Source organism: Kitasatospora sp. NPDC057940 (assembly GCF_042887425.1).
Taxonomy (GTDB): Bacteria; Actinomycetota; Actinomycetes; order Streptomycetales; family Streptomycetaceae; genus Kitasatospora.
This window is the reverse complement of the sequence record NZ_JBHVPH010000055.1, coordinates 1-25864: the sequence shown is the minus strand read 5'-3', so window position 1 is coordinate 25864 and position 25864 is coordinate 1. Positions and strand designations below refer to the sequence as shown.

The following is a 25864-nucleotide window of genomic DNA, read 5'->3' as shown; positions in this document are numbered from 1 at the left end:
GATCCGGACCGGGGCCGCCGCCGTCGGGCTTCGTCAGTGCACGCCCTCGAAGAGGCTCGTGACCGAACCCTCCTCGAACACCTCGCGGATCGCGGCCGCGATCGAGGGGGCGATGGACAGCGTGGTGATCTTGTCCAGCTGGATCTGCGCCGGGGTCGGCAGCGTGTTGGTGAACACGAACTCGCTCACCCGCGAGTTCTTCAGCCGGTCCGCGGCCGGGCCGGAGAGCACGCCGTGGGTGGCCGCCACCAGGACGTCCGCCGCACCGTTGTCGAACAGCGCGTCGGCCGCGGCGCAGATCGTGCCGGCGGTGTCGATCATGTCGTCGACCAGGACGCAGACCCGGTCCTTGACGTCACCGACGACCTCGGCCGACAGGATGGTGTTGGCCTGGGTCATGTCGCGGCGCTTGTGGATGATCGCCAGCGGCGCGTCCAGCCGGTCGCACCACTGGTCGGCCACCTTCACCCGGCCGGCGTCCGGCGACACGATGGTCAGCTTGGAGCGGTCCACCCTCCCGCCGACGTAGTCCGCCAGCATCGGCAGCGCGAACAGGTGGTCCACCGGGCCGTCGAAGAAGCCCTGGATCTGCGCGGTGTGCAGGTCCACGGCCATCAGCCGGTCGGCGCCCGCCTGGCGCAGCAGGTCGGCGACCAGGCGCGCCGAGATGGGCTCGCGGCCCAGGTGCTTCTTGTCCTGGCGGGCGTACCCGTAGAACGGCAGGATCGCGGTGATGCTCTTGGCGGAGGCCCGCTTCAGCGCATCGATCATGATCAGCTGTTCCATGATCCACTGGTTGATGGGAGCCGTGTGGCTCTGCATCACGAAGCAGTCCGCGCCGCGGGCCGAGTCCAGGAAGCGGACGTAGATCTCGCCGTTGGCGAAGTCCAGGGCCTTGGTCGGGACGAGCTCGGTCCCGAGCGCCTCGGCCACCTCCCTCGCCAGTTCCGGGTGGGCACGGCCGGAGAAGAGCTTGAGTTTCTTCTCACCCGACGTCGTGATCCCGCTCACTGCACCGTCTCCTCGCGTTGCTGACGCTGAACCCCGTCGTCCCGTGCGGGCAGGCGCAGCCGGCTCGCACGGGGTCGGGGGGATTGTCGGTACGCCTGGACACGGGCCGTAAGCCCAGTGGCGCACGTATGACCCCAAGGTTACGCGCCCACGCAGAAACCGTCCGCCCCGGGACCGCCCTCAGGCTCCCGCCCGCCCCGTCAGGCGTCCGCGGCCCCGTCCGTCGCGGCCTTCGCGGCCTGCGCGGAGGTGGTCCCCGGGCGCTTGCGCTCCACCCAGCCCTCGATGTTGCGCTGGTGCGCCCGGCTCACGCCGAGCGCGCCCGGCGGGACGTCGGTGGTGATCACCGAACCGGCCGCGGTGTAGGCGCCGTCCCCGATCGTCACCGGGGCGATGAACATGTTGTCGGAGCCGGTGCGGCAGTGCGCACCGATCACCGTGCGGTGCTTGTTGACGCCGTCGTAGTTCACGGTGACCGAGGCCGCGCCGACGTTGGTGCCCTCGCCGATCGTGGTGTCCCCGATGTAGGAGAGGTGCGGCACCTTGGCGCCCTCGCCCAGCTCGGAGTTCTTCACCTCGACGTAGGTGCCGACCTTCGCCTTGCGGGCCAGCTTGGCCCCCGGCCGCAGGTAGGCGTACGGGCCGGCGGTGGCCAGCTCGCCCACCTCGGCGCGGTCCGCCGTGGTGTTGCTCACACGGGCGCCGGCGCCGATCAGGGTGTCGGTCAGGGTCGAGTTCGGGCCGACCTCGCAGCCCTCGCCCAGGTGGGTGGCGCCCTGCAGCTGGGTGTTCGGCAGCACGAGGGCGTCCGGCTCGTACGTCACCTGCACGTCGATCCAGGTGGTCGCCGGGTCCACCACGGTGACGCCGGCCCGCATCGCCCGCTCCAGCAGGCGGTCGTTCAGCAGCCGGCGGGCCTGCGCGAGCTGCACCCGGTCGTTGATGCCCAGGATGTCCCGGTGGTCCTCCGCGACCACGGCGCCCACCCGGTGCCCGGCGGTGCGCAGGATCTCCAGGGTGTCGGTGAGGTACTCCTCGCCCTGCGAGTTGTCCGTGGTGAGCTCGGCCAGCGCCTCGACCAGCAGCTTGGCGTCGAAGGCGAAGACGCCCGAGTTGATCTCGGCGATCGAGCGCTGGACGGCGGTGGCGTCCCGCTCCTCGACGATCGCGGCGACGGTGCCGTCCTCGTCCCGGAGGATCCGGCCGTAGCCGAAGGGCTCGGGGACGACGGCGGTCAGGACGGTGACCCCGTTGTCCTGGCCGGCGTGGGCCTTCGCCAGGCGGCGCAGCGTGTCCCCGGTCAGCAGCGGGGAGTCCCCGGCGGTGACGATCACCGTGCCGTCCAGCACCACGCCGTCGGCGGCCAGCGCCTCCAGCGCCGTGCGCACCGCGTGCCCGGTGCCCTTCTGGTCCTCCTGCACCACCGGACGGGCCGCCGGGTAGTGCGCCGCGAGGTGCTCCTGGACCTGCTCCCGCTGGTGTCCGACCACCACGACGAGCTGTTCCGGCGTCAGTTCGCGGGCCGCCGAGACGGCATGACCCACCAGCGACCGGCCGCAGACCTCGTGCAGCACCTTGGGCAGCTTGTTCGACTTCATCCGGGTCCCGCCACCGGCGGCGAGCACGACAACGGCGGCAAGCGAATTGGCACCCATGCGGGGAGGCTCCTCGGTCGGTTCACAGAGCGGGCAGAACGGGCCCGGACCGGACCGAGGCCGGTCGCCATTCGCACAGTCCGCCGAGCAGCACCGACAATACCGGCGGTTCGGCGGTACGCCCGAACCTGAGGCGTGCAGAGGCTCCGCCGCTAGGATTCGAACCCAGACAAAGGCCTCCAAAGGGCCCTGTGCTGCCATTACACCACGGCGGATGGTTGCTCAGACCCTACCCGAGTCGGCCCTGCCATGGGTATCAACTGCCGCGATCCGCAGGCCCCGATCCGCCGGGAACGGTCGAACAAGCCGGGCCGCCGGTTCATCCATCCAGTCGGGTGAATTCACTCAAGCGCCGTGCGGCGGCGTGTTCCCTTCGCCACGGAGCGCAACCTACGATGCCGTAGGTTACGCCAACGTAGCCTCCGCTCCTCCCTCCCGCACAGGGATGTCGCAAAGGGACGCCCATGACCACCAAGGCCGGCGAGCCGAGCGCGGGGAACGCCGCGCATCCCACCGAATCCCCCGATCCCACCGACACCGCCGCCACCCGGCTGTCCGCCACCCGCGGCGGGGAGAAGCAGGGCCTCGCCGAGCGGCTCGCGCTCGGGCTGTTCATCCTCCTGCCGTTCGCCGCGCTGCTGGCCGCCGTGCCGGTGGCCTGGGGGTGGGGACTGGGGTGGACGGACGCGGCGATCACCGTCGCCATGTACTTCCTCACCTGCCACGGCATCACCGTCGGCTACCACCGCTACTTCACCCACAGCGCGTTCAAGGCCAACCGCCCGATGCGGCTCGCCCTCGCCGTCGCCGGCAGCCTGGCCGTCGAGGGCCCGCTGGTGCGCTGGGTGGCCGACCACCGCAAGCACCACCGGTTCAGCGACAAGGACGGCGACCCGCACTCGCCGTGGCGCTACGGGGAGAGCCTCCCGGCCCTGCTCAAGGGCCTGTGGTGGGCGCACATGGGCTGGATGTTCGACGAGGAGCAGACCCCGCAGCTCACGTACGCGCCGGACCTCGTCCGCGATCCGGCCATACGGCGGATCTCCCGGCTGTTCTGGCTCTGGACCACGATCTCGCTGCTGCTCCCCCCGCTGGTCGGCGGGCTGGTGACGCTGTCCTGGTGGGGCGCGCTGTCCGCCTTCTTCTGGGGATCGCTGGTCCGGGTGGCCCTGCTGCACCACGTCACCTGGTCGATCAACTCGATCTGCCACGCCGTCGGCCGCCGCCCGTTCCGCTCCCGGGACCGCTCGGGCAACGTCTGGTGGCTGGCGGTGCTCTCCTGCGGCGAGTCCTGGCACAACCTGCACCACGCGGACCCGACGTCCGCCCGGCACGGGGTGCTGCGCGGGCAGATCGACTCCTCGGCCCGGCTGATCCGCTGGTTCGAGCTGGCCGGCTGGGTCCGGGACGTCCGTTGGCCGGACGCACAGCGGATCGCCGCCCGCCGCGCCGCATGAGTCGTCGCTTCCAGCATGATGTAGGGGTGAACGGGAGCAGCGCAGACAGCACAGGCGGCCACCAGAGCACGCGGACGGACGCGGCGCCCGACGCGGCGCCGGCCCGTCCGCGAACCGCTGCACCGGCGGGCGGGGGCGCCTCGGGAGGTGCGCCCGCCCCGGCGCCGCGCCGCCGGGGCGGGCGGGTCCGGATGACCGGCAAGCAGCGGCGGGAGCAACTGCTGGAGATCGGCCGGACGGTGTTCGCGGAGCGCGGCTACGACGGCACCTCGGTGGAGGAGATCGCCGAGCGGGCCGGGGTGTCGAAGCCGGTGGTGTACGAGCACTTCGGCGGCAAGGAGGGGCTGTACGCGGTGGTGGTGGACCGCGAGATGCAACTGCTGCTGGACATGGTCACGGGGGCGCTGACCGGCGGGCACTCGCGGGAGCTGCTGGAGCAGGCCGCGTTCGCGCTGATGGACTACATCGACACCTCGACGGACGGCTTCCGGATCCTGGTCCGGGACTCCCCGGTGGCCCAGTCGACCGGCACCTTCGCGTCGCTGATCAGCGACATCGCGACGCAGGTGGAGGACATCCTCGGCCTGGAGTTCAAGTCCCGGGGCTTCGACGCGCGACTGGCCCCGATGTACTCGCAGATGCTGGTCGGCATGGTGGCGCTGACCGGGCAGTGGTGGCTGGAGGTCCGCAAGCCGGACAAGGCGCAGGTCGCGGCGCACCTGGTGAACCTGGCCTGGCACGGGCTGGAGGGCCTGGAGCGGCACCCGAGGCTGGTCGGCGGGCGCAAGGACTGACCTGCGGGCGGACCGGCGGCGGAGCGACCGGTCGGCGGGCGGAAGGGCCGACGGCCCTCCCGCCCCGGGATCAGGCCCTGGTCCCGACGGCGAAGATCCGCCGGAACGGGAAGACGGTGCCGTACGGCCCGGCCGGGTAGGCCTCGCGCAGGAGCGCCCCGTACTCGGCGAGGAAGGCGGCCCGGCGGGCGGGGTCGGCCAGCCGAGTGAGGACGGGGCGCAGGGCGGTGCCCTTGACCCAGGCGAGGACCGGGTCCGGGCCCGGGAGCAGGGTGCGGTAGGTGGTCTCCCAGACGTCGGGCGTGCAGCCGGCGGCGGTGAGGGCGTCCAGGTAGCGCTCGGGCGGGTGGACGCCGGCCCTGGCGGCGTCGTCGCCGAGGAGGTCGCGCCAGCGGGGGCTGCGCCGGAGTTCGGCGAGCAGGGTGTGGCTGGGGGCGTCGAAGTTGCCGGGGACCTGGAAGGCGAGGGTGCCGCCGGGCCGCAGGGCGCCGGCCCAGCGCGGGACGAGGTCGAGGTGGCCGTCGATCCACTGCAGCGTGGCGTTGGAGACGATCAGGTCGGGTCCGGCCGGGGCCGGGTCGTAGTCGCGGGCGTCGGCGAGCAGGTAGTCGGCGCTGGGCTCACCGTCGGTGCGGGCCGTGGCGAGCATCGGGGCGGAGTTGTCGACGCCGGTGAGGCGGGCGTGCGGCCAGCGTGCGCGCAGCACCGCGGTGGAGTTGCCGGGGCCGCAGCCGATGTCGAGGATCACGGGATCGCTCGGGTTCGGGAGGGCGGGGACGCGGGCGAGCAGGTCGTGCAGCGGACGGGTGCGTTCGTCCGCGAAGCGCAGGTACTGCGCCGGGTCCCAGACGGGACTGGTCATGGTCCACCTCGCAAGTATCTCGACATCAAGATATCCCAGGTAGCCTTGCTGGCACATTTCTCGACGTCAAGAGACTTCACATCGACACATCCACCGATACACTGATCGTCATGGAGGACGAGGTCGACAGGCTGGTCGCAGCGTGGCGCCGAGAGCGCCCCGACCTCGACGTGGAGCCGCTGGAGGTACTCAGCCGGGTCAGCAGACTCGCCCGGCACCTCGACCGCGCCCGCCGCACCGCCTTCGCCGAGCACGGGCTGGAGCCCTGGGAGTTCGACGTCCTGACCGCCCTGCGCCGGGCCGGCTCCCCCTACCAGCTCTCCCCCGGCCAACTGCTCACCCAGACCCTGGTCACCTCCGGCACCATGACCAACCGCATCGACCGCCTCACCGGCAAGGGCCTGGTCAAGCGCCTGCCCGACCCGGACGACCGGCGCGGCGTGCTCGTCCGGCTCACCGACGACGGCCGCGACCGCGCCGACCAGGCGCTCGCCGGACTGCTCGCGCACGAACGCGAACTGCTCGCCCAGCTCAGCTCCGGCCAGCAGGGCGAACTCGCCGCGCTCCTGCGGCAGCTGGTCGCCCCGTTCGACAACATCCCGGGCTGACCCGCGCCCCTGAGCTCACGTCCGGTCGACCGCGGTCGCGACGGACGGCGGCGCCGGCAGGGCCGGCTCGGCCGGGCTGACCCCGGCCCGGCGGGCCACCGCGACGGCGGCCAGCGTGGAGTGCACCCCGAGCTTGCCGAGCACGTTCTGCATGTGCGTCCGGACGGTGTGCGGCGACAGGTAGAGCCGCTCCGCGACCGCCTGCCGGCCCAGGCCCGCGACCATGCAGCGCAGGATCTGCTTCTCCCGCGGAGTGAGGGTGTCGACCAGCCGCTCGCTCTCGGTGCGGTCCCGCCGGGCGGTGGTCAGCTCGCGGATCACCCCGGTCAGCAGCGCGGGCGGCAGGTGCGTCTCGTCCCGCAGCACCCCCCGGACCACGGAGAGCAGCCGGGCCAGCGAACTCTCCTTGGCCACCCAGCCGGTGGCGCCCGCGTGCAGGGCCCGGGCGGCGCGGTGCGGGTCGTCGGCGGCGGCCAGCACGACCGCCCGCAGCCCCGGATGGGCGCGGCGGACCCGGGCGAGCAGGGTGATGCCGTCCGGTGCCGGAGGCGCGGTCCTGAGCTGGTCGGCCCGGTACGCGTCGGAGCGGGACGGCTCCGCGCCGCGCCCGCCCGGGCGCAGCAGGTCCACCTGGCGTCCCCCGGACTGCGCCACCGGCGGGCCGACCGGGTGGCGGGGCGGCGGCACCGCCGGGGCCGGCCGCCGCCGGGCCGCGTCGGCCGCGTCCGGGCCGGGCCGGCTCCGGACACCCGCCGAAGCAGCGCCGTCGGCCCCCAGGTCGGCGTCGATCAGGACCACGTCGAAGGCCCGCCCCTCGACGGCGGCACGCTCCAGCGCCCGCTCGGCCGCGGCCCCGCTGCCGGCCGCCCCCACCTCCACGTCGGGCTCGGCGGCGAGCGCCGCGGCCAGGGCCTCGGCGAAGATCCGGTGGTCGTCGACCACCAGGACGCGGATCCGCCCCATCGTCACTACCCCCCTGCTCAGACCGACCCGAGCCCGGGGGCGGGGACCGGCCCCGGCACCCGCGGTCCGGGCCCGTCACTCCGCCCGCCCACCGGTGGCCGGTGAGACCGAAAAAGGGCGCCGGCCCCCACCGGTACCGCACTCAGCGTACGGGCCGGGAAACCCCCTCGTGGCGGTTTGGTGAAGTTTCGTCAGGAGGTGCGCGAGTGGCGGGATTTCACGCCATCACCGGTCGAAGCGGGCAACGCCGAAGCGCCGCCCCCGAACCTCCGGGAGCGGCGCCTGCGGGGTCCTGCGGCCTACTTGCCGTGCTTCTCCAGGGCGAACTTCCAGGCGTCGGCAACGATGTCGTCCAGGTTCGGGCGGCGCGGCGTCCAGCCCAGCGCCTCGTGGGCGCGGGCCGCCGAGGCCACCAGCACGGCCGGGTCGCCGGCCCGGCGGCCGGCCGCCTGCACCGGGATCTCCCGGCCGGTGACGCGCCGGACCGACTCGATCACCTCGCGCACCGAGAAGCCGCTGCCGTTGCCCAGGTTGCAGATCAGGTGCTCGCCCGGCTTGGCCGCGTCCAGCGCCAGCAGGTGCGCGTCGGCCAGGTCCGCGACGTGGATGTAGTCGCGGATGCAGGTGCCGTCCGGGGTCGGGTAGTCCTCGCCGTACACCGCGATGTGCGGGCGCTGACCCAGCGCCGCCTGGAACACCAGCGGGATCAGGTGCGACTCGGGGTCGTGGCGCTCCCCGTACGCGCCGTACGCACCGGCCACGTTGAAGTAGCGCAGCGAGACGGCGGCCAGGCCGTGCGCGACGGCCTCGCTGGTGATCAGGTGGTCCACGGCGAGCTTGGTGGCGCCGTAGGCGTTGGTCGGCGAGGTGCGGGCGGTCTCCGCGATCGGCACGACCTCCGGCTCGCCGTAGACGGCGGCGGTGGACGAGAACACCAGCTTACGCACACCCGCCGTACGCATCGCCGCGACCAGCTCCAGCGAACCCGCCACGTTGTTGCGCCAGTACTTCTCCGGGTTCACGACCGACTCGCCGACCTGCGAGGAGGCGGCGAAGTGCAGCACGCCGTCGAAGGAACCGTCCAGCACCCGGCCGGCCTCCTGGACCCGACCCTCGACGAACTCGGCACCGACCGGGACGCCCTCGCGGAAACCGGTGGAGAGATCGTCCAGGACGGTCACCTGGTGCCCCGCCTCCAGCAGGTGGGCGGCCACCACGCTGCCGACGTAGCCGGCGCCACCCGTGACCAGGTACTTACTCATGATGAGACCTCCAGCGGGCGACGGTCCGCCGGATCAGCGGCGGCCGTCGATGACGTGTGTACGACTGAGGCTATTCTCCCTGCCCGCCGGAGTGCCCAGGACCATGTGAACGGGCCGCCCGGGAGCCGGTTTCACGGAACCCGAACCCCCCTCAGCCACCGGCCATCCGCTCCAGCAGCCCGGTACGGGCCGCCACCGCGGCCGCCTCCAGCCGGGTCCGCGCACCGAGCTTCATCAGCACCCGCTGGACGTGCGTCCGGGCGGTGCTCGCGGCGATCCGCATCCCGGCGGCGATCGCCGCCGTGTCCTCCCCGTCCGCGATCCGGGCCAGCACCTGCACCTCACGGCGGGTCAGCAGCCGCAGCAGCCGCACCGCCTCGTCGTCCGGCTCGGCGACCGGCCGCAGCAACTGGTCGAAGGCCCCGCGCAGCACGTCCACGGCCACCGCCGCCTCGCCCGCCCGGGCCCGACCGATCGCCCGCTCGACCACCCCGATCCGCTCGTCGCTCGGCACGTACCCGGCCGCCCCGGCCGCGAACGCCCCTGCCACACCGCGCAGTTCACCCACCGGACCGAGCACGATCACGGCCACCTCGGGGCGTTCCCGGCGGATCCGGCGCAGCCCGTCGAAAGCCGTCGGCTCACTCGGCGCGGCCACCCCCAGCAGACACACCTCCGGCCGACGGCCGACCACCAGATCGGCCGCGACCCCGGCCGGGCAGCCGACCGCGAGCACCCGATGGCCGCGCAGCTGCAACGCCGTGGCCAGCGCCTCGGCCAACAGCCGGTGATCGTCGACCACCACGAGTCGAACGCCCATGACGCCCTCCCGGTCGGGGTTCGGCTCGCGCCCGCACCCCATGGGCGGGCGGCCGATGACGCACCATCACAGCGCATTCCGTACCCGACCCGCTAGGCCGCCGCGTTCGGCCGCCGTACCGGGCCGCTGCGCCGCGCCCGACGGTCTGATCGGGGAACAGCAAAAGGCCCTCGCCATGAAGCGAGGGCCTTCGAGTGGAGCCCCCATGCGGAATCGAACCGCAGACCTTCTCCTTACCATGGAGACGCTCTACCGACTGAGCTATAGGGGCTTGCCGGGCTTTCACCGGGCCGGTCGAACAAGGAAGACATTACACGGCTGGCGGCCCGGAAGGGAAATCGGGTCCGCGGCCCCGGCGCATGCCGGACCGACCCCCGGCGGGCGGGTGCCCGCCGCTCGGCGCGGGCCCGGCCGGCCTTCGATGCGGGGCTGGTCAGCCTTCGGTACGGAGCTGGCCAGCCTTCGGCGCGCGCCCGGTCAGCCTTCGGCGTGCGCCTCGTCGAACTCCTCACGGGCGGCCAGCATCTGCCCGGTCCGCCGCTCCGTCCACCGGCCGAGCGGCGCCAGCAGTACGGCCAGCTCCCGGCCGAGCGGCAGCAGGTCGTAGACCACCCGCGGCGGTGTCTCCGGGAACACGGTGCGGCGCACCAGTCCGCTGCGCTCCAGGCTGCGCAGCGACTGGGTGAGCATCTTGCGGCTGACCCCGCCGACGCCGCGCTGCAGTTCGGAGAACCGCTGCTGCCCGCAGGCGGCGAGGCTCATCAGGATCAACATCGACCACTTGTCGGCCAGTTCGGCGAACATCGCGCGGCTGGGACAGAGCTGGGCGAAGACGTCGAGCTCCTGCTCCCGGTCCTGCCCGCCCTCCCCGTCCTGCCCCTGCCGCCCGGTGCCGCTCTCCACCCGGGCCGCTTCCTCCGTCGTCATGCTGTCCAGGGTAGCCCCGCGGTCTCCAATCCACCCTTGGTAACCAATGGAGACTTGGTCTATATTGGAGACCAGCCCGGCGGGTCGAGGTGCGACAGCACGCCCCGCCGTCGCTCCCTGCCTTGCCCTTGCCTTGCCCCGCCTTACCCCTGCCCGCACCCGTTCCCGTACAGGAGTGCCCCCGCATGACCGCCATCCGCCCGACCGTCGCCCTCGCCTACCACTCCGGCTACGGCCACACCGCCGTCATCGCCGAGGCCGTCGCCCGCGGCGCCGCCGCCGCCGGCGCCGAGGTCGTCTCGATCGCCGTCGACACCATCACCGACGAGCAGTGGGCCCAGCTCGACGCCGCCGACGCGATCGTCTTCGGCTCCCCCACCTACATGGGCACCGCCTCCGGCGCCTTCCACGTCTTCGCCGAGGCCACCAGCAAGCGCTGGTTCTCCGACGCCTGGCGGGACAAGGTCTCCGCCGGCTTCACCAACTCCGCCTCCAAGAGCGGCGACAAGGCCGGCACCCTCGGCTTCTTCCAGACCCTCGCCGCCCAGCACGCCATGAGCTGGGTCAACCTCGGCCTCAAGCCCGGCTGGAACGCCACCACCGCCACCGAGAACGACCTCAACCGCCTCGGCTTCTTCAACGGCGCCGCCGCCTCCAGCCCGTCCGACGCCGGCCCCGAGGCCGTGCACAAGGCCGACATCGCGACCGCCGAGTACCTCGGCGAGCGGGTCGCCCGGCACACCGCCGTCGTGCTGGCCGGCCGCGCCGCCCTCGCCGGCTGACCGCACCGCACGTCGGCACCTACGCCGCCGGGTCCGCCCCCAGGAGGGGCGCCCGGCGGCGTCCGCCGTCCACCGCGCCCAGCTCCGCGCCGCCGGTCTCCGGCAGCAGCCACAGGCACCCCAGCGCCACCACACCCAGCCCCACCAGGTACCAGCCGACCGGCTCCGCCGTCCCGTACGCCTCCGTCAGCCGCGTCGCCACCAGCGGCGTCGTCGCCCCGCCCACCACGCCGCCCAGGTTGTACGTCAACGCGGCACCCGTGTACCGCACCCGGGTCGGGAACAACTCCGGCAGGAACGCCGCCACCGGCCCCATCAGGCACCCCAGCACCACCAGCGCACCCGCCAGTGCCACGAACATCAACGGCCGACGCACCGTCTCCAGCAGCGGGAACAGCACCAGCGACCACCCCGCCGCCAGGCCCGTCGCCCAGCACAGCGTCCGCCGCCGCCCCCACCCGTCACTGCGCGACGCACTCACCCACACCGTCACGCCCATGCCCAGCGCGCCCACCAACAGCATCACCAGCACCAGCGAACTCGCCACCCCGAGCCCGGACGTCGCGTACGCCAACGCGTACGTCGTGGTCAGGTAGAACAGCGCGTACCCCACGGTGATCGCCCCACAGCCCAGCAGCACCGTGCGCCAGTGCCCGCGCAGCACCTCCACCACCGGCGCCCGGTCCCTCGGCTCGTCCGGCCGGAACAGCGGCGTCTCCTCCAACCGCAGCCGCACGAACAGCCCCACCGCCACCAGCCCCAACGACGCCAGGAACGGAACCCGCCAGCCCCACTCCCGGAACGCCCGCTCGTCCAGGCCGAGTTGGACCGCCAGGAACACCCCGTTCGCCAACACGAACCCGCTCGTCGGCCCCAACTGCAGGAACGCCCCGTACCGCCCCCGCCGCCCGGCCGGCGCGTTCTCCGCGATCAGCAGCGCCGCCCCGCCCCACTCCCCGCCCAACCCCACGCCCTGGCACACCCGCAAGGCCACCAGAACCACCGGCGCCCACCACCCCCACGAGCCGAAGCCCGGCAACACCCCCACCGCCGCCGTCGACAGCCCCATCAACAACAGCGACACCACCAGCGTCGCCTTCCGCCCCACCCGGTCCCCGAAATGCCCGAACACCACCGCCCCCAGCGGCCGGGCCAGGAACGCCACCGCGTACACCGAGAACGCCGCCAACAGCGCCCCCACCGTGCCCAGTTCGGGAAAGAACACCGACCCGAACACCAAGGCCGCTGCCGTCCCGTACAAAAAGAAGTCGTAGAACTCGATCGCCGTACCGATCAGCGCCGCAGCCGCCGCACGCCTCAACTGCCCCGCCCGCCGGGCTTCCTCCGCATCCATACCGCCACACTGGACACCAACCCACCCCGCCACCAGCCCCCACCCGAGTGACCCCCGCGCACACCTCCACCCCACGCGCCCCCGGCTCAACACCGGAGGCGCACAGCAGCGCAGGCGCCCGGATCACCGCACGTACGGGTCCTCCCCCGGCGGCACCACGGGCTGCCCGCCGGCCTTCCGCCGCCGCAACACGACGAACACCGCACCCGCGACCAGCACCAACCCGCCCACCACACCGGCCACAACCGGCAACACACCACCCGAACCGGAGGACTTCCCCGCCACCGGCTCCACCGGCGGCGCCCCCACGGCCACCTCACTCGGACTCGGGGCGGCCGAACTCGGCGAGGGCGTCGAAGCAGCCGACGGGCTCGCCGAGGGAGACGGAGCGGCCGACGCCGAGGCCTCCGAAACCGGGATCGGCGACACGTCCGCGGGCCCCGGGTCGCCAGGACTCGTCAGCGCGATCCGCGGCCTGACCGCCCCATAACCGGCATCGTTGTTTCGAATGGCCCCATCGCTCGACTTGCCTGCCGTGTTGATGAGAACCCGCAGAATTTGATTGGCCGTCCAGTCCGGATGTACCGACCACACCAATGCGGCGGAAGCGGAAACCAGAGCGGTCGCGTCGGACGTTCCGTGACTCTTGCAGTAGCCCGTGGAAGAGGTGCAGGCTTCGATCATGTCCATACCTGGAGCTACAAGGGCGACCTGCGGGCCCATCTGAGACTCCGATGTCACGATTCCACTGCGGTCGACGGCTCCAACTCCGACGACATTAGGCAGAGCACCCGGATATTCAATCAGATTCCCTGACTGTGCCGAATTTCCAACGCTGGAGACCACGAGGGATCCCTTTGCCCTCACAGTCGCGAGAATTCCATTCAACTTGGCCACATCCTCCGGGGATGCCGCCACAGCAGCGGTACCCTGCGAGATGTTGATTACCCGGGCCCCCTGGTTGGCCGCATAAGTGACGGCCTGCCCAATCTGGTCGAGAAAATCGGCGGTGGTAACCGAACCTGCAGACCCGTTATTGATCTTCAGTGGAAGAATTCTGGAACCGGGCGCAAGGCCATAGGCCCCATTGCCACCGCGATTCTTCCCTGTCCCTGCAATGAGGCTGGCCATCTCTGTGCCATGCCCGTTATCGTAGGAACCAACTCCCCCAGGGCTGCTGCTGAAGTCTTTCCCTGGAAGAAATTGTCCGGCCAAGTCTGGATGATCCAGCCCGAAGCCGCCATCGATTACAGCAACGATGACGCCTTCACCCTTAGAGATCTTCCATATCTCCGGCGCATGCATGGCATCCAGGTGCCACTGATCGGCACGGATCGAATCATCGGCAACCGCAGGAACTGCAACCGGGCCGACCATGACTCCCGCAGCCAGGAGCGACGCTGCAAACACACGCTGACGCACTCGTTTCCGCCCCATCACAACCCCTCGTCAGTTCCCGCCGATCGAGAAATACGCCCCGAACGGGTCTGCCCGGCCACCGGAAGAGCCCAGTGGCCGGGCAGTCGTTGCCGTCCTACTCAATCACGTCCGGGTTGCTGTGCGGCGTACCGCTGGTCCAGGTCTCCTCGTCCTCGTGGAGGTAGTCGGCCCGCTTGCGGCGATCGCGCTGGTTCCGCCCGGAGTGACCTGCCGTTCCAGGGGCCATCATTCCGTTCTGCCCCGAGCGGGCTTCGCCCTCAACGGCTCCCGCAGCAGCCGCCCGGTTACGCAGACCCGTACCACCCGGTGTGAACTCCCCGCCAGCAGCCGGTCCCTTGCGACCGCCGACCGCTCCCCCTCCGGTCGAGGTCAGGCCCCGGCCCCGCGAGCTGCCACCCGAACCGACGACTCCGGAACCACCACCCATCCCTGGGTGCATGCCGCCCATCCCGCCCGCGCTGCCGGCCGCTCCCGCCCGACCCGCCTGGGCCTCACGGGCGCCGAAGACCGTCCCGCTGGGCAGACCCGGGCTCCCACTGGACTTTCCCGGCACCGAGCCGCCGCCGAACGGAGCCGTACGGGCGGGGATCTCGCCCCCGCCCCTGCCGGAGACGGATCCGCCACCGCCCTTGGCCGGGATCGAACCGCCGCCGGCCCCGGCCGGGAAACCGGTCACCGGGCCGCCGCCCGGACCACCCGGATATCCCGGGGTGCCACCGGGGCCACCCGGGTATCCGGGAATCCCACTCGGACCGTCAGGCGGGAAGCTTCCGCCACCACTGGGGCCGAGCGGACCGGTCTGACTTGGCAGGGTCGGCAGGCTGTCGAGGCCGGTACCGGGACGGTGGACGGGTTCCGACTGCACAGAGGGCGGCGTCGAGGAGCCCGGGTCCACCGGCATCGGCGGCACCTGGCCACCGCTTCGCGGCGGAATCGGGTCGGTGTGTCCCGGCTCGCTCGGCACCTGCGAGTCCGACCTGGGGTTGTGAATCGCGACGGAGCCGCCGCTGTAGCTGCCACCGGACGGGCGGAAGCTCCCACCACTGCTGGTACCACCGCCCGAACGGGCGATTCGGAGGGGGCCACCGGAGCCGCCTCCATTGCCGCCACCGCCCGTGTACTCCGAGTCTGTGCTCCTGTCCTTACTGCCAGGCGTCCCCGGGAGGTCCACTGGCCCGAGCCCGGCCAGTTTCGTCGTCGCCGCGTCGTACGCCTGCGCGAGCTTCTCCATCTGGAGGACGGCTTCCTGATGCTCCTTCTGGACCTTCGCCTGGGCCTGGGCGGCCTCGGTCCCAGTCACCCAGCCCTTGTTGACCGTCTTCATGTAATCGTCGACGGACTGACCGACCGCGAGCTGCACGCTTGAGGGAATGTAGACCGTCTGGCTGTTGCGCTTGGTGACCGTCGCGATCTCCGTGTGCGGCGGTTCGGGCACAGCGGACTTTGCGGTGCTGAGCGCTTCACCGGCCTGGTGCATGGCTTCGCCGGCGGTCTTGGAGTAGTCGCCGAGCAGCCCGGCGGACTGATGCAGGTTCCCGGCCCAGGTCTTGAAGCTCTCGGCGGCGGGGCCTTCCCAGTGGACCTGGTCGATGTGCGACTTAAGTGCCGCGCTCAGTTCCTTCAGAACACGGCCGGCCGACTGCAGCTGGGTGCCTCGGCTCAGGACCTTCGAAGGGTCCGTGCTGTCGACCATCTTCCTCAGCTTGTCGTGGTCATAGCTCTCGAAGTTCGTTCCGCCTGCCACTACTTACTCCCCGTTTCCCCGTAGGTCTCTCCTGGCGCAGCCGTCAGAACGTCGAGTCGGACCGCGTCGACGTGGGGCCGCCCGCGTTCTTCGCGACGGCGTTCTGCGCGGCCGTCGTGTCGTCCTCGTTGGCCGAGTAGTTGCCCGCCGTCGCCGCGACCGCGGTCTTCATCGCCTCGATCTGCGACACGAAGTCCTTGTGCAGCTTGACGAGCTGGGTGTGCACCTTGTCGTAGGCCGCGGTGAGGGCCGTCGCTTCGGCGAACTCCGCGCTGGCGAAGCTTCCGCCGGTCAGCTTCTGTTCCTGGAGTTTGTACGGGGCCGCCGGGGAGCCTTCCATGGCCTGGAGCAGGGCTTCGATCTTCTTGGCGAACGCGGTGAGCGTGTCGAGCTCGACCTTGACGTCCTTCTTGCCGAAGGCGGACACCAGGTCGGCGGCGCTGACGTTCGTCTGCACGGTGCTGACGAGGGGGCCGAACCCCATCATGTGGCTGAGCATGAAGGGCGTGACGTCACCGGACGCGTCCGGACCGGCCCCCGTGCTCGGTGGAACCTCTCCTGCCACAGCAGTTCACCTCTCCCCCGTACGGCCGGCGGTTCGGGGGTCACCCCGGGGCCGCCGATCCGCAACATACCGTCAACTTCTCGGTCGTACAGTGCTGGTCGGTGCACCGCCCGCCCTGGGGGCGGTTTCCGCCTCCGCAATCGTAGCCACCGCCCCTGTCGGGTCGGCAGGGCCCTTGGCCCGCCTGTGCGGGATCGGTACGAACTTGACATGCGCGGCCCTCGGGGGGTGCCGCGCCGGGCCCCGGTAGACTAGCCTCGCCCGGTTGGACCGGGTACGCCCCCATCTGCCGCGCAATGTCGCACAGCAGCGACCCCTGGCCGCAGAACGGACGTGACCTGATGCCTGCAGACGAGTCCGCCCCCTCCTGGTGGGCCCGTGCCGCCCGTCCTTCCCGGCCGCCGTTGCCGCTGGCACTGATGGCCCGAGCGGCGGTGGGCATGGCGGTGCCGCTGACCGCTGGGCTGCTGGCGCACCGGCTGGACCTGGGGGTGTTCGCCGGTCTGGGCGCGATGCACGCGACGATGAACGACCGCGCGGAGCCGAGTGGCCTGCGGGTGCCCCGGATCGTGTCGGCGGTGCTGGCTTCGGCGCTCGGCATGCTGGTCGGCACCTCCCTCCAGCACGGGCACGTTTCGGCGGTGGTGCTCGGTGCGGCGCTCACGTTCACGGCGTTCGCGTCCGGCGCGCTGAGTGCGACGGGCCCGCGGGGTTCGGCGGCGGGGATGCTGCTGCTGGTGTCGGCGGCGTTGGGCAGCGGAATGCCGTTGCCGGATCCGTGGTGGGCGGCGGCGCCGATGATGCTGGCGGGTGCCGCGTTCGTGGTGGTGCTGGGTCTGCCGGGGGGCGCGCACCGCCGCCCTGCCTCGGATCCGCGCAACCGTGCGCTGGCGGCCGTGTACGAGGCGTTCGGCCGGACGCTGGCCGATCTGGGCACGCCGCAGGGCGCGGCTTCGCGCCAGGTGTTGACGGCCCGGTTGAACCAGCTGCAGGACCTCCTCCCGCGACCGCACCGCCCGGGGTCGGAGTCCGCCCGTACGGTTCGGCTGCGCCGGATGTACGAGGCGGCGTTGGCCGCCACCGAGGCGGCGACGGGCCTGTTGTGGGCGTGGCGGCCGGTGCCGCCCGAGGTCGCGGAGGTGCCGCTGCGGTTGGCGGAGGCGGTCCGGCGGGGCGGCGGCGAGGTCGCCGTTCCGCAGTGGCAGCCGGACACGCCGTCCCGGCAGGCCCTGGACGTGGCGTTGCGCGCGGCGGCTGACACCGTGGCCGGCCGGGAGGCGGAGGTCGGTACCGCCCCGGCGCCGCCGCCCGATCCGTGGCGGCTGCGGGTGCGGCTGCTGTCGCGCGGTTCGGTCCGGTACGGGCTGCGGGTGGCGTTGTGCATCGCGGTCGGTTCGGCGGTGACGGCCAGCTACCCGCTCAGCAAGAGCTACTGGGTGCCGATGACGATCGCCTTCGTGTTGAAGCCGGATCTCGGTTCGGTGTTCCTGCGGGCGGTGAGCCGCTCGATCGGCACGGTGCTCGGGGTGGCGGTCACGGCGGCCGTGGTGTCGCTCACGACCGACGCGTGGGTACTGACGGCGATCGCCGCGTTCTGCGTGGCCCTGTTGCCGTACGCGACGGCGGCTCACTACGGGCTGAACACCGTGGCGATGACGCCGATGGCGTTGATCCTGCTGCAGTTGGGCGGGCAGAGCAGTGCGGCCGAGTTCTGGCCGCGGGTGCTGGACACGGTGCTCGCGAGCGCGATCGTGCTGCTCTTCGGCTATCTGCTGTGGCCGGAGCGTCCGCGGCACCGGATCGAGCCCCGGCTGGTGGACGCGGCCACCGCGCTGCGGGCCTATCTGGACGCGGTCACCGGGGACGCGGGCCGGGCCGAGGTGTGGCTGCGCCGTACGGCGTACCGGGCGTTGGAGGACGCCCGCCAGGAGGTGCGGCAGGGGCTGGCCGAGCCGCCGCCGACGGGGCGGCTGGCGGAGCAGTGGCTGCCGGCGACGGCGGCGTTGGAGCGGCTGGGCGGCGCGGTGGCGGCGTTCGCGGCGCAGCTGCGGTACGGCGGCCGGGTGCCGGATCCGGCGGAGGTGGGGCGGGTGCGCCGGGCGCTGGACGAGCTGACGGCCGCGGCCCGCGAGCACCGCCCGCCGACCGGGGCGGCGGCCCGCCCGACGGCGCCGCACGACCCGGCGCGCAGTGCGCTGGGCCGTGCGGCGGACGAGCTGGAGGCCCTGCTGGCCCGGTAGGGCCGGCCGGAGTCCCGGTCCCGGCCAGGACTCCGGCCAAAAATCAGACCAGAACTCCAGCCGGAGATCAGACCAGGACTCCGATCAGGACTCAGACCTGCTCGGCCAGCTCCAGCCAGCTCAGCTCCAGCTCCTCCTTCTCCTCCCGGACGGCGCGCAGCTGCGCGTCCAGCTCCGCAACCTTGGAGAAGTCGGCGGCGTGCTCGGCGAGTTGGGCGTGCAGCTTGGACTCCTTCTGGTCCAGCTTGGCGATCTGCCGCTCCATCTTCTGCATTTCCTTCTTCGCCGCCCGCAGGTCGCCGCCCGACAGGGCCGACGCGGCGGTCCCGGCGTCCGAGCCGCCCGACGCCGCGGCCGAAGCAGCCGAGGCGGTCGAAGCACCCGACGCGGACGAAGCGGCGGCGGCGATCGAGGCGGCCATCCGCGCCCGCCGCTCCAGGTACTCGTCGACGCCGCCCGGCAGCATCCGCATCTTCTGGTCGCCGAGGAGCGCGTGGACGACGTCGGTGGTCCGCTCGATGAAGAACCGGTCGTGGCTGATGACGATCATCGAGCCGGGCCAGCCGTCGAGCAGGTCCTCCAACTGGTTGAGGGTCTCGATGTCGAGGTCGTTGGTGGGCTCGTCGAGGAACAGCACGTTGGGCTCGTCCATCAGCAGGCGCAGCAGCTGGAGCCGCCGCCGCTCGCCGCCGGACAGGTCGCCGACGGGCGTCCACTGCTTGTCCTTGCCGAAGCCGAACTGCTCGCACAGCTGGCCGGCGCTCATCTCCCGGCCCTTGCCGAGGTCGACGCGCGAGCGGACCTGCTCGACGGCCTGGAGCACCCGGATGGCCGGGTCCAGTTCGGCGACCTCCTGCGACAGGTAGGCGAGCCGCACCGTCTTGCCGACCTTGATCAGACCCGACGCGGGCTGCACGTCGCCCTCGGAGGCGTACGCGTCGCGCAGGGCGCGCAGCAGCGAGGTCTTGCCGGCGCCGTTGACGCCGAGCAGGCCGATCCGCTCGCCGGGGCCGAGCTGCCAGGTGAGGTTCTCCAGCAGCAGCTTGGGGCCGGCCTTGACGGTGACGCCTTCCAGGTCGAAGACGGTCCTGCCCAGTCGCGCGTTGGCGAACTTCATCAGCTCGGAGCGGTCCCGGGGCTCCGGCACGTCGGCGATCAGGGCGTTGGCGGCCTCGATCCGGTAGCGCGGCTTGGAGGTGCGGGCGGGGGCACCGCGGCGCAGCCAGGCGAGTTCCTTGCGGGCGAGGTTCTGGCGCTTCTGCTCCTCGACGGCCTCGATCCGGGAGCGCTCGGCGCGGGCGAAGACGTAGTCGGAGTAGCCGCCCTCGTACTCGTGCACGGCGCCGCCCTGGACGTCCCACATCCGGGTGCAGACCTGGTCGAGGAACCAGCGGTCGTGGGTGACGCAGACCAGCGCGGAGCGGCGCTTCTGCAGGTGCTGGGCGAGCCAGTTGATGCCCTCGACGTCGAGGTGGTTGGTGGGCTCGTCGAGGACGATCAGGTCGGGCGAGCCGAGGAGCAGCTTGGCGAGGGCGATCCGGCGGCGCTCGCCGCCGGAGAGCGGGCCGATGACGGTGTCGAGGCCGTCGGTGAAGCCGGGCAGGTCGAGGCCGCCGAAGAGGCCTTCGACGATGTCGCGGATGCGGGCGTCGCCGAGCCACTCGTGGTCGGCCCGGTCGGCGATCACCTCGTGCCGGATGGTGGCCGTCGGGTCGAGCGAGTCGTGCTGGGTGAGGACGGCCAGCTGGAGGCCGCCGTTCCAGGTGATCCGGCCGCTGTCGGCCTCCTCCAGCTTGGCGAGCATCCGGATCAGGGTGGTCTTGCCGTCACCGTTGCGTCCGACGACGCCGATCCGGTCGCCTTCGCTGACGCCGAGGCTGACTCCGTCCAGGAGGGCGCGGGTGCCGTAGACCTTCGTGACGGACTCGATGGTGGCGAGGTTGACGGCCACGTCTGCTGCGCTCCTGGGATCGGTGGTCTCGGGGCGGCCCGCCGGTCGCGGCCGGGCACCCCTGTCGGGGACGCCCCGATCTCCCCAGCCTAATGGGCCAGCCGAAGCGCCCTCACCGCTCGCAGCGGCGGGGCCCCGAAACCGGCGGGCCCCGAACCGTCGAAGCCCCTACGGCACGGATGGGGCCTTACGGCACCAGCGCCGCCCCCGGCACCGGCCCGTACGTGGCGTGCGCGGTCCGGCAGGTGCCGGAGGCCCGCAGCGCCTCGGCGACGGCGGCGGCCGCGTCGGCGTCCTTGGCGAGGAACGCGCAGGTCGGCCCCGAGCCGGAGACGAGGGCGCCGAGCGCGCCGGCCTCGGTGCCGGCCCGCAGGGTGGCGGCGAGCGCGGGCCGCAGCGAGAGGGCGGCGGGCTGGAGGTCGTTGGCGAGGGCGGCGGCCAGGGCGACGGCATCGCCCTGGGCGAGGGCGGCGAGCAGCGCGGGGTCGGCGTCGGGGGTGCGGACGTCGGTGTCGCTGGAGCCGGTGCCGGCCTCCTCGCGCAGGCGGTCGCACTCGCGGAAGACGGCGGGGGTGGAGAGGCCGCCGTCGGCGACCGCGAACACCCAGTGGAAGGTGCCGTCGACGGTGAGCGGCTGCAGGATCTCGCCCCGGCCGAGGCCCAGCGCGACGCCGCCGAGCAGGGCGAACGGCACGTCGGAGCCGAGTTCGGCGGCCAGCTCCAGGAGGGTGTCGAGGGGGGTGTCGAGCTGCCAGAGCGCGTCGCAGGCGACCAGCGCGGCGGCCCCGTCGGCGCTGCCGCCGGCCATGCCGCCGGCGACCGGGATGGCCTTGGCGATGTGCAGGTGCACACCGGGGTCGGCGATGCCGTGGTGGGCGGCGAGCAGGCGGGCGGCGCGGGCGGCGAGGTTGCTGTCGTCGAGGGGGACGACGTGGGCGTCCGGCCCGGTGCAGGAGAGCGTGACGCCCTCCCCCGCCGTGGCGGTGACCTCGTCGCCGAGGGCGACGGCGAAGAACACGTTGGCCAGGTCGTGGAACCCGTCGGCGCGCAGTCCGCCCACTCCGAGCTGGACGTTGACCTTGGCCGGAACCCGCACGGTGATCACTGGGAGTCCGCCTCCGACTCGTGCCCGGCGGTCTTCGGCTTGTGCTCGGCGATCGCGGCGAACTGCTCCACCGTGAGCATCTCGCCGCGCAGCTTGTGGTCGATCCCGGCGGCCGCGAGCGCCTGCTCGGCCCCGGCGGCGGAGCCGGCCCAGCCGGCCAGCGCGGCGCGCAGGGTCTTGCGCCGCTGGGCGAACGCGGCGTCGACGACGGCGAACACCTCCCTGCGGCTGGCGGTGGTCTTCGGCGGCTCGCGGCGGATCAGCGAGACCAGCCCGGAGTCGACGTTGGGGGCGGGCCAGAACACGTTCCGGCCGATGGCACCGGACCGCTTCACGTCGGCGTACCAGTTGGCCTTGACGGACGGGACGCCGTACACCTTGTTGCCGGGCTTGGCGGCGAGCCGGTCGGCGACCTCGGCCTGCACCATCACCAGGGTGCGCTCGATGCTGGGGAAGGTCGCCAGCATGTGCAGCAGGACGGGCACGGCCACGTTGTACGGCAGGTTGGCGACCAGCGCGGTGGGCGCCGGCCCGGGCAGCTCGGTGACCTCCATGGCGTCGCTGAACACCAGGTCGAAGCTGTCGACCTTGCCGGGCATCCGGGCCGCGACGGTCGCCGGCAGGTGCTGTGCCAGCACCGGGTCGATCTCCACCGCCGTGACGTGCGCGGCCACCTCCAGCAGCGCCAGCGTCAGCGACCCGAGCCCGGGGCCGACCTCGACCACCGCGTCCTCGGCCGTCACCCCGCCTGCCCGGACGATCCGCCGCACGGTGTTGCCGTCGATGACGAAGTTCTGCCCGCGCTGCTTGGTCGGCTTCACGCCGAACGCGGCCGCCAGCTCCCGAATGTCGGCGGCGCCCAGCAGGTGGCTGTCAGGGGTGGGGTCGGTGGTGCTCACGCGCCAAGGATACGGGCGTGCGGGGCCCTCAGAGTTCGACGACCTGGGCGAGGTCGATCTCGACGGGGTACGGCACCGAGGTGCGGAGCACGCCCTCGTGCTGGGCGACGGGCAGGTAGACGCCCTTCTCCTCGTCCCGGTGGAACTCGTGCACGATCGGCAGGTTGTCGAGGCCGCGCTCGACCCGCCAGTAGTACGGGATCTTCTTCTCGGCGTACTGGCCGGGCTTGCGGAAACGGTCGTTGGCCCGGGTGCCGTGGGAAACGACCTCGACGGCCAGCACCAAGGATTCCGGCGGCAGACACTCCAGTTCGAAGACGTCGAGACCGGTCTTGTCGAAGACCACCACGTCCGGCTTGGCCGTGTTGTCCTCGTCCAGGAGGACGCAACGCTCGACGTTCGCCGCGTACGGCGCGACGCGTGCGCTACGAAGAGCCGTGTACAGCTCGTCGCGCACCTGGTCGTGCCACTGATTCGTCTGCCCCCGGACCACGATGACTCCGTCCACCAGATCCCATGCGAACGGCAGGTCGAATTTCCGAGCCTGCTCGTACGTCCAGCCCTGGGACGGCGGATGCGTCCAGTCGATGCGGTCCTCGACAGGTTCCTCGATCGGCTCGGCGGTCATCGCCACCTCCCTCACTGCACTCATGCTAGCCAGCCTAAGAAGCAGCCGGGAGTGCCGAATCGTTCCGCCGGAATCCGACTTTCGTTCGACCGGCTCAGTACCCGAAGGCCCGGGCCGTGTTCTCCGCGATCGCCGTGGACAGCTCGCCCTCGTGCAGCCCCAGCGTGTCGGCCATCGAGCGGACGGTGACCGGGATGAGGTACGGGGCGTTGGGCCGGCCGCGGTAGGGGTGGGGGGTGAGGAAGGGCGCGTCGGTCTCGACCAGGACCCGGTCGAGCGGGGTCGCGGCGAGGGCGTCGCGCAGCGGCTGGTTGGCCTTGAAGGTGACCGGGCCGGCGAAGGAGAGGTACCAGCCGTGTTCGGCGCAGACCTTGGCCATCTCGGCGTCGCCGGAGTAGCAGTGGAAGACCGTCCGCTCGGGGGCGCCTTCCGCCAGCAGGACGGCGATGACGTCCTCGTGGGCGTCGCGGTCGTGGATGACCAGGGCCTTGTCGTGCCGCTTGGCCATCTCGATGTGGCGGCGGAACGACTCCTTCTGGATCTCGACGCCCTCGGGGCCGGTGCGGAAGTAGTCGAGGCCGGTCTCGCCGACGGCGCGGACCTGCGGGAGGGCGGCGAGCCGGTCGATCTCGGCGAGCGCCTCCTCCAGCGCGGCCTCGCCGCCCGCCTTCCGCTGCTGGCCGGACCAGCCGTCCGCGTCGCCGAGGAAGATCCGCGGCGCCTCGTTGGGGTGCAGGGCGACGGCCGCGTGCACCTGCTCGTACTGGGCCGCCAGTTCGGCGGCCCAGCGCGAGCCGGGCACGTCGCAGCCCACCTGGACGACCGTGGTGACCCCGACCGAGGCGGCCCGGGCCAGTCCCTCGGCCGGGGTGCCGGCCTGCATGTCGAGGTGGGTGTGCGAGTCGGCCACCGCCACGGCCAGGGGTTCCGGCAGTGGCGGCGGGGTCGACCGGGCGTCGTCCTTGGCAGACATCAGGAGGCGGGCTTCTCTTCGAGGCGCGGGAACAGGATCTCGCCCTTGGTGACGGTGCTGCCGACGGGCAGCCGGCCCCAGTCGGCGGTGGTGGCGATGGTCTGCGCGGCGAGCGCGCCGAGGCCGGCCTCGGCGCCGAGCGAGGTCCACAGCTTCTCGGCGGTGGACGGCATCACCGGGTTGAGCATGACGGCGGTGCCGCGCAGCGCCTCGGCGGCGGTGTAGAGGATGGTGGCGAGGCGGGCCCGGCCCTGCTCCGAGTCGTCCTTGGCCACCTTCCACGGCTCCTGCTCGGTGAGGTAGCCGTTGACCTGCTTGACGAACTCGAAGATCGCCGCGAGGCCGCCGGCGAAGTCCAGCTCCTCGCCGATCTTCCGGTCGGCGGTGGCGAGGGCCGTGGCGAGGCCGTCCGCGATGGCCTGCTCGGCGTCACCGGGGGCGGCGGCGGCCGGCAGCGCGCCGTCGAAGTACTTGCCGACCATGGCGGCGACCCTGGAGGCCAGGTTGCCGAAGTCGTTGGCGAGTTCGGAGGTGTACCGGGCGGTGAAGTCCTCCCAGGAGAACGAGCCGTCGGTGCCGAAGGGGATCGCCCGCAGGAAGTAGTAGCGGTAGGCGTCCACGCCGAAGTGCGAGGTGAGGTCGGTGGGCGAGATGCCGGTCAGGTTGGACTTGGACATCTTCTCGCCGCCGACCATCAGCCAGCCGTTGGCGACGACCCGCTTGGGCAGCGGCAGGCCCGCGGCCATCAGCATGGCGGGCCAGATCACCGCGTGGAAGCGCAGGATGTCCTTGCCCACCAGGTGGACGGAGGCCGGCCACAGTTCGGCGAAGCGCTCCGGGTCGCTGCCGTAGCCGGCCGCGGTGATGTAGTTCTGCAGCGCGTCCACCCACACGTACAGGACGTGCTTCTCGTCCCAGGGCAGCGGGACGCCCCAGTTGAAGGTGGAGCGGGAGATCGAGAGGTCCTTCAGGTCCTGCTCGACGAAGCGCAGCACCTCGTTGCGGGCCGAGGCCGGCTGGATGAAGTCCGGGTTGGCGGCGTAGAACTCCAGCAGCTTCGGGCCGTAGGCGGAGAGGCGGAAGAAGTAGTTCTCCTCCTCCAGCCACTCGACCGGCCGCTTGTGCACGGCGCAGAGCTTCTCGTCCTCGGTGGCGCCGTCGAGCAGTTCGGCCGGGAGCTTGAACTCCTCGCAGCCGACGCAGTACGGGCCGGAGTAGCCGCCCTTGTAGATCTCGTCCTTGTCGTACAGGTCCTGGACGAACTCCTGCACGCGGTCGGTGTGGCGCTGCTGGGTGGTGCGGATGAAGTCGTCGTTGGCGATCTCCAGGTGCTCCCAGAGCGGCTTCCAGGCCTCTTCGACCAGCTTGTCGCACCACTCCTGCGGGCTGACGCCGTTGGCCTCGGCGGTCCGCATGATCTTCTGACCGTGCTCGTCGGTGCCGGTCAGGTACCACACCTTCTCGCCGCGCTGGCGGTGCCAGCGGGTGAGGACGTCGCCCGCCACGGTGGTGTACGCGTGGCCCAGGTGCGGGCGATCGTTGACGTAGTAGATCGGGGTGGAAACGTAGTACGCCGGGGCGGTCGCCCCGGTGGTGCTGTGGTCTGCAGTGGCCGCCATGGTCGGAAAGCTTAGTCGGGCCCGCCCGCAGCCCTCGACCGGATTGCCGCCCGCCGCCCTCGACGGATCGCCGCCCGGCCGGCGGCGGCGGGGGGGGCCCCCCCCCCCCGCGGCCCGGGGGGGGCCCCCCCGGGGGGCGCCCCCCCCGCGGGGGGCGCCCCCCCCCCCCGCCCCAACCCCCCCCCCCGGCGCCGGCGCGACCGGG

Annotated in this window: 22 protein-coding genes and 2 tRNA genes; 5 read left to right on the top strand and 19 right to left on the bottom strand. The window is 72.2% G+C overall.

The features are described 5' to 3' along the window. Window positions 1–33: 33 nt before the first annotated feature. From ACFVTF_RS38000 to ACFVTF_RS37990, 3 genes are all read right to left on the bottom strand, one after another. Entirely contained in the window at window positions 34–1011 is a 978-nt protein-coding gene (locus tag ACFVTF_RS38000; protein WP_350877737.1) for a ribose-phosphate diphosphokinase, read from the bottom strand. A 200-nt stretch (window positions 1012–1211) separates the two neighbouring features. Then, window positions 1212–2666: a bifunctional UDP-N-acetylglucosamine diphosphorylase/glucosamine-1-phosphate N-acetyltransferase GlmU gene (gene glmU, locus ACFVTF_RS37995; protein ID WP_371517363.1), complete on the bottom strand. Its 1455-nt coding sequence runs from the start codon at window positions 2664–2666 to the stop codon at window positions 1212–1214. 144 nt (window positions 2667–2810) lie between these two features. Further along, a tRNA-Gln gene (locus ACFVTF_RS37990) sits at window positions 2811–2881 on the bottom strand. Between the two features lie 249 nt (window positions 2882–3130). On the opposite strand from ACFVTF_RS37990, the gene ACFVTF_RS37985 reads away from it, so the two are divergent. Then, window positions 3131–4123: an acyl-CoA desaturase gene (locus tag ACFVTF_RS37985; protein ID WP_387818804.1), complete on the top strand. Its 993-nt coding sequence runs from the start codon at window positions 3131–3133 to the stop codon at window positions 4121–4123. A gap of 26 nt (window positions 4124–4149) precedes the next feature. Then, window positions 4150–4917 (top strand): TetR/AcrR family transcriptional regulator, encoded by a 768-nt coding sequence (locus ACFVTF_RS37980; protein WP_079135661.1) that lies wholly within the window; start codon window positions 4150–4152, stop codon window positions 4915–4917. A 70-nt stretch (window positions 4918–4987) separates the two neighbouring features. On the opposite strand, the gene ACFVTF_RS37975 is transcribed toward ACFVTF_RS37980, so the two are convergent. Further along, the gene (locus ACFVTF_RS37975; RefSeq protein WP_387818802.1) at window positions 4988–5779 is read right to left on the bottom strand and encodes a methyltransferase domain-containing protein; all 792 of its coding nucleotides are present in this window, start codon (window positions 5777–5779) and stop codon (window positions 4988–4990) included. Window positions 5780–5889: 110 nt separating this feature from the next. Here ACFVTF_RS37975 and ACFVTF_RS37970 point away from each other — a divergent pair, with 110 nt between their 5' ends. After that, window positions 5890–6387, top strand: a complete 498-nt coding sequence (locus tag ACFVTF_RS37970) for a MarR family winged helix-turn-helix transcriptional regulator (protein WP_063348053.1) — start codon at window positions 5890–5892, stop codon at window positions 6385–6387. Between the two features lie 15 nt (window positions 6388–6402). Here ACFVTF_RS37970 and ACFVTF_RS37965 read toward each other — a convergent pair whose 3' ends face one another. The 5 genes from ACFVTF_RS37965 to ACFVTF_RS37945 form a co-directional block, all read right to left on the bottom strand. Further along, a complete protein-coding gene (locus tag ACFVTF_RS37965; protein ID WP_371517367.1) occupies window positions 6403–7350 on the bottom strand; it encodes a LuxR C-terminal-related transcriptional regulator in 948 nt (315 codons plus the stop codon). Window positions 7351–7649: 299 nt separating this feature from the next. Continuing rightward, window positions 7650–8612, bottom strand: a complete 963-nt coding sequence (galE, locus tag ACFVTF_RS37960; RefSeq protein ID WP_387818799.1) for a UDP-glucose 4-epimerase GalE — start codon at window positions 8610–8612, stop codon at window positions 7650–7652. A 151-nt stretch (window positions 8613–8763) separates the two neighbouring features. Then, window positions 8764–9432 carry a LuxR C-terminal-related transcriptional regulator gene (locus ACFVTF_RS37955; protein WP_350877730.1) on the bottom strand — a complete coding sequence of 223 codons (669 nt, stop codon included), beginning with the start codon at window positions 9430–9432 and terminating at the stop codon, window positions 8764–8766. A gap of 195 nt (window positions 9433–9627) precedes the next feature. Continuing rightward, window positions 9628–9703 (bottom strand) — tRNA-Thr (locus ACFVTF_RS37950). 206 nt (window positions 9704–9909) lie between these two features. Then, window positions 9910–10359 (bottom strand): winged helix-turn-helix transcriptional regulator, encoded by a 450-nt coding sequence (locus tag ACFVTF_RS37945; RefSeq protein WP_387818797.1) that lies wholly within the window; start codon window positions 10357–10359, stop codon window positions 9910–9912. A 185-nt stretch (window positions 10360–10544) separates the two neighbouring features. On the opposite strand from ACFVTF_RS37945, the gene ACFVTF_RS37940 reads away from it, so the two are divergent. After that, window positions 10545–11141: a flavodoxin family protein gene (locus tag ACFVTF_RS37940; protein WP_387818795.1), complete on the top strand. Its 597-nt coding sequence runs from the start codon at window positions 10545–10547 to the stop codon at window positions 11139–11141. Between the two features lie 19 nt (window positions 11142–11160). Here ACFVTF_RS37940 and ACFVTF_RS37935 read toward each other — a convergent pair whose 3' ends face one another. The 4 genes from ACFVTF_RS37935 to ACFVTF_RS37920 all read right to left on the bottom strand — a co-directional run bounded on the left by ACFVTF_RS37935 (window position 11161) and on the right by ACFVTF_RS37920 (window position 16244). Beyond that, window positions 11161–12495, bottom strand: coding sequence for an MFS transporter (locus ACFVTF_RS37935; protein WP_387818793.1), 1335 nt, complete (start codon window positions 12493–12495; stop codon window positions 11161–11163). A 123-nt stretch (window positions 12496–12618) separates the two neighbouring features. Next, the gene (locus ACFVTF_RS37930; RefSeq protein ID WP_387818791.1) at window positions 12619–13917 is read right to left on the bottom strand and encodes a S8 family serine peptidase; all 1299 of its coding nucleotides are present in this window, start codon (window positions 13915–13917) and stop codon (window positions 12619–12621) included. Window positions 13918–14029: 112 nt separating this feature from the next. Beyond that, a complete protein-coding gene (locus ACFVTF_RS37925) occupies window positions 14030–15679 on the bottom strand; it encodes a WXG100 family type VII secretion target (RefSeq protein ID WP_387818789.1) in 1650 nt (549 codons plus the stop codon). Window positions 15680–15722: 43 nt separating this feature from the next. Further along, on the bottom strand, window positions 15723–16244 hold the full coding sequence (locus tag ACFVTF_RS37920) for a hypothetical protein (RefSeq protein WP_387818787.1): 522 nt from the start codon (window positions 16242–16244) through the stop codon (window positions 15723–15725). Between the two features lie 341 nt (window positions 16245–16585). On the opposite strand from ACFVTF_RS37920, the gene ACFVTF_RS37915 reads away from it, so the two are divergent. Then, window positions 16586–18484: an FUSC family protein gene (locus ACFVTF_RS37915; RefSeq protein ID WP_387818785.1), complete on the top strand. Its 1899-nt coding sequence runs from the start codon at window positions 16586–16588 to the stop codon at window positions 18482–18484. A gap of 91 nt (window positions 18485–18575) precedes the next feature. Here ACFVTF_RS37915 and ACFVTF_RS37910 read toward each other — a convergent pair whose 3' ends face one another. From ACFVTF_RS37910 to metG, 6 genes are all read right to left on the bottom strand, one after another. Beyond that, entirely contained in the window at window positions 18576–20435 is a 1860-nt protein-coding gene (locus ACFVTF_RS37910) for an ABC-F family ATP-binding cassette domain-containing protein (protein ID WP_387818783.1), read from the bottom strand. A gap of 187 nt (window positions 20436–20622) precedes the next feature. Beyond that, on the bottom strand, window positions 20623–21540 hold the full coding sequence (locus ACFVTF_RS37905; protein WP_363619217.1) for a 4-(cytidine 5'-diphospho)-2-C-methyl-D-erythritol kinase: 918 nt from the start codon (window positions 21538–21540) through the stop codon (window positions 20623–20625). Further along, window positions 21537–22439: a 16S rRNA (adenine(1518)-N(6)/adenine(1519)-N(6))-dimethyltransferase RsmA gene (rsmA, locus tag ACFVTF_RS37900; protein WP_387818781.1), complete on the bottom strand. Its 903-nt coding sequence runs from the start codon at window positions 22437–22439 to the stop codon at window positions 21537–21539. The genes ACFVTF_RS37905 and rsmA overlap by 4 nt, the downstream gene beginning before the upstream one ends. Window positions 22440–22467: 28 nt before the next feature. Continuing rightward, on the bottom strand, window positions 22468–23091 hold the full coding sequence (locus tag ACFVTF_RS37895) for a Uma2 family endonuclease (protein ID WP_387818779.1): 624 nt from the start codon (window positions 23089–23091) through the stop codon (window positions 22468–22470). Between the two features lie 70 nt (window positions 23092–23161). After that, complete coding sequence (locus ACFVTF_RS37890; RefSeq protein ID WP_387818777.1) at window positions 23162–24040, bottom strand: TatD family hydrolase; 879 nt, start codon at window positions 24038–24040, stop codon at window positions 23162–23164. After that, a complete protein-coding gene (gene metG, locus ACFVTF_RS37885) occupies window positions 24040–25659 on the bottom strand; it encodes a methionine--tRNA ligase (protein WP_371517381.1) in 1620 nt (539 codons plus the stop codon). Before metG ends, ACFVTF_RS37890 begins: the two co-directional genes overlap by 1 nt. Window positions 25660–25864 lie beyond the last annotated feature (205 nt).

Excerpts from the sequence above, each read along its gene's own strand:
- glmU (WP_371517363.1), bottom strand. The coding sequence starts at position 2,666 with ATGGGTGCCAATTCGCTTGCCGCCGTTGTCGTGCTCGCCGCCGGTGGC.
- ACFVTF_RS37985 (WP_387818804.1), top strand. The coding sequence starts at position 3,131 with ATGACCACCAAGGCCGGCGAGCCGAGCGCGGGGAACGCCGCGCATCCC.
- ACFVTF_RS37975 (WP_387818802.1), bottom strand. The coding sequence starts at position 5,779 with ATGACCAGTCCCGTCTGGGACCCGGCGCAGTACCTGCGCTTCGCGGAC.
- ACFVTF_RS37970 (WP_063348053.1), top strand. The coding sequence starts at position 5,890 with ATGGAGGACGAGGTCGACAGGCTGGTCGCAGCGTGGCGCCGAGAGCGC.
- ACFVTF_RS37965 (WP_371517367.1), bottom strand. The coding sequence starts at position 7,350 with ATGGGGCGGATCCGCGTCCTGGTGGTCGACGACCACCGGATCTTCGCC.
- galE (WP_387818799.1), bottom strand. The coding sequence starts at position 8,612 with ATGAGTAAGTACCTGGTCACGGGTGGCGCCGGCTACGTCGGCAGCGTG.
- ACFVTF_RS37955 (WP_350877730.1), bottom strand. The coding sequence starts at position 9,432 with ATGGGCGTTCGACTCGTGGTGGTCGACGATCACCGGCTGTTGGCCGAG.
- ACFVTF_RS37945 (WP_387818797.1), bottom strand. The coding sequence starts at position 10,359 with ATGACGACGGAGGAAGCGGCCCGGGTGGAGAGCGGCACCGGGCGGCAG.
- ACFVTF_RS37940 (WP_387818795.1), top strand. The coding sequence starts at position 10,545 with ATGACCGCCATCCGCCCGACCGTCGCCCTCGCCTACCACTCCGGCTAC.
- ACFVTF_RS37935 (WP_387818793.1), bottom strand. The coding sequence starts at position 12,495 with ATGGATGCGGAGGAAGCCCGGCGGGCGGGGCAGTTGAGGCGTGCGGCG.
- ACFVTF_RS37915 (WP_387818785.1), top strand. The coding sequence starts at position 16,586 with ATGCCTGCAGACGAGTCCGCCCCCTCCTGGTGGGCCCGTGCCGCCCGT.
- ACFVTF_RS37895 (WP_387818779.1), bottom strand. The coding sequence starts at position 23,091 with ATGAGTGCAGTGAGGGAGGTGGCGATGACCGCCGAGCCGATCGAGGAA.
- ACFVTF_RS37890 (WP_387818777.1), bottom strand. The coding sequence starts at position 24,040 with ATGTCTGCCAAGGACGACGCCCGGTCGACCCCGCCGCCACTGCCGGAA.
- metG (WP_371517381.1), bottom strand. The coding sequence starts at position 25,659 with ATGGCGGCCACTGCAGACCACAGCACCACCGGGGCGACCGCCCCGGCG.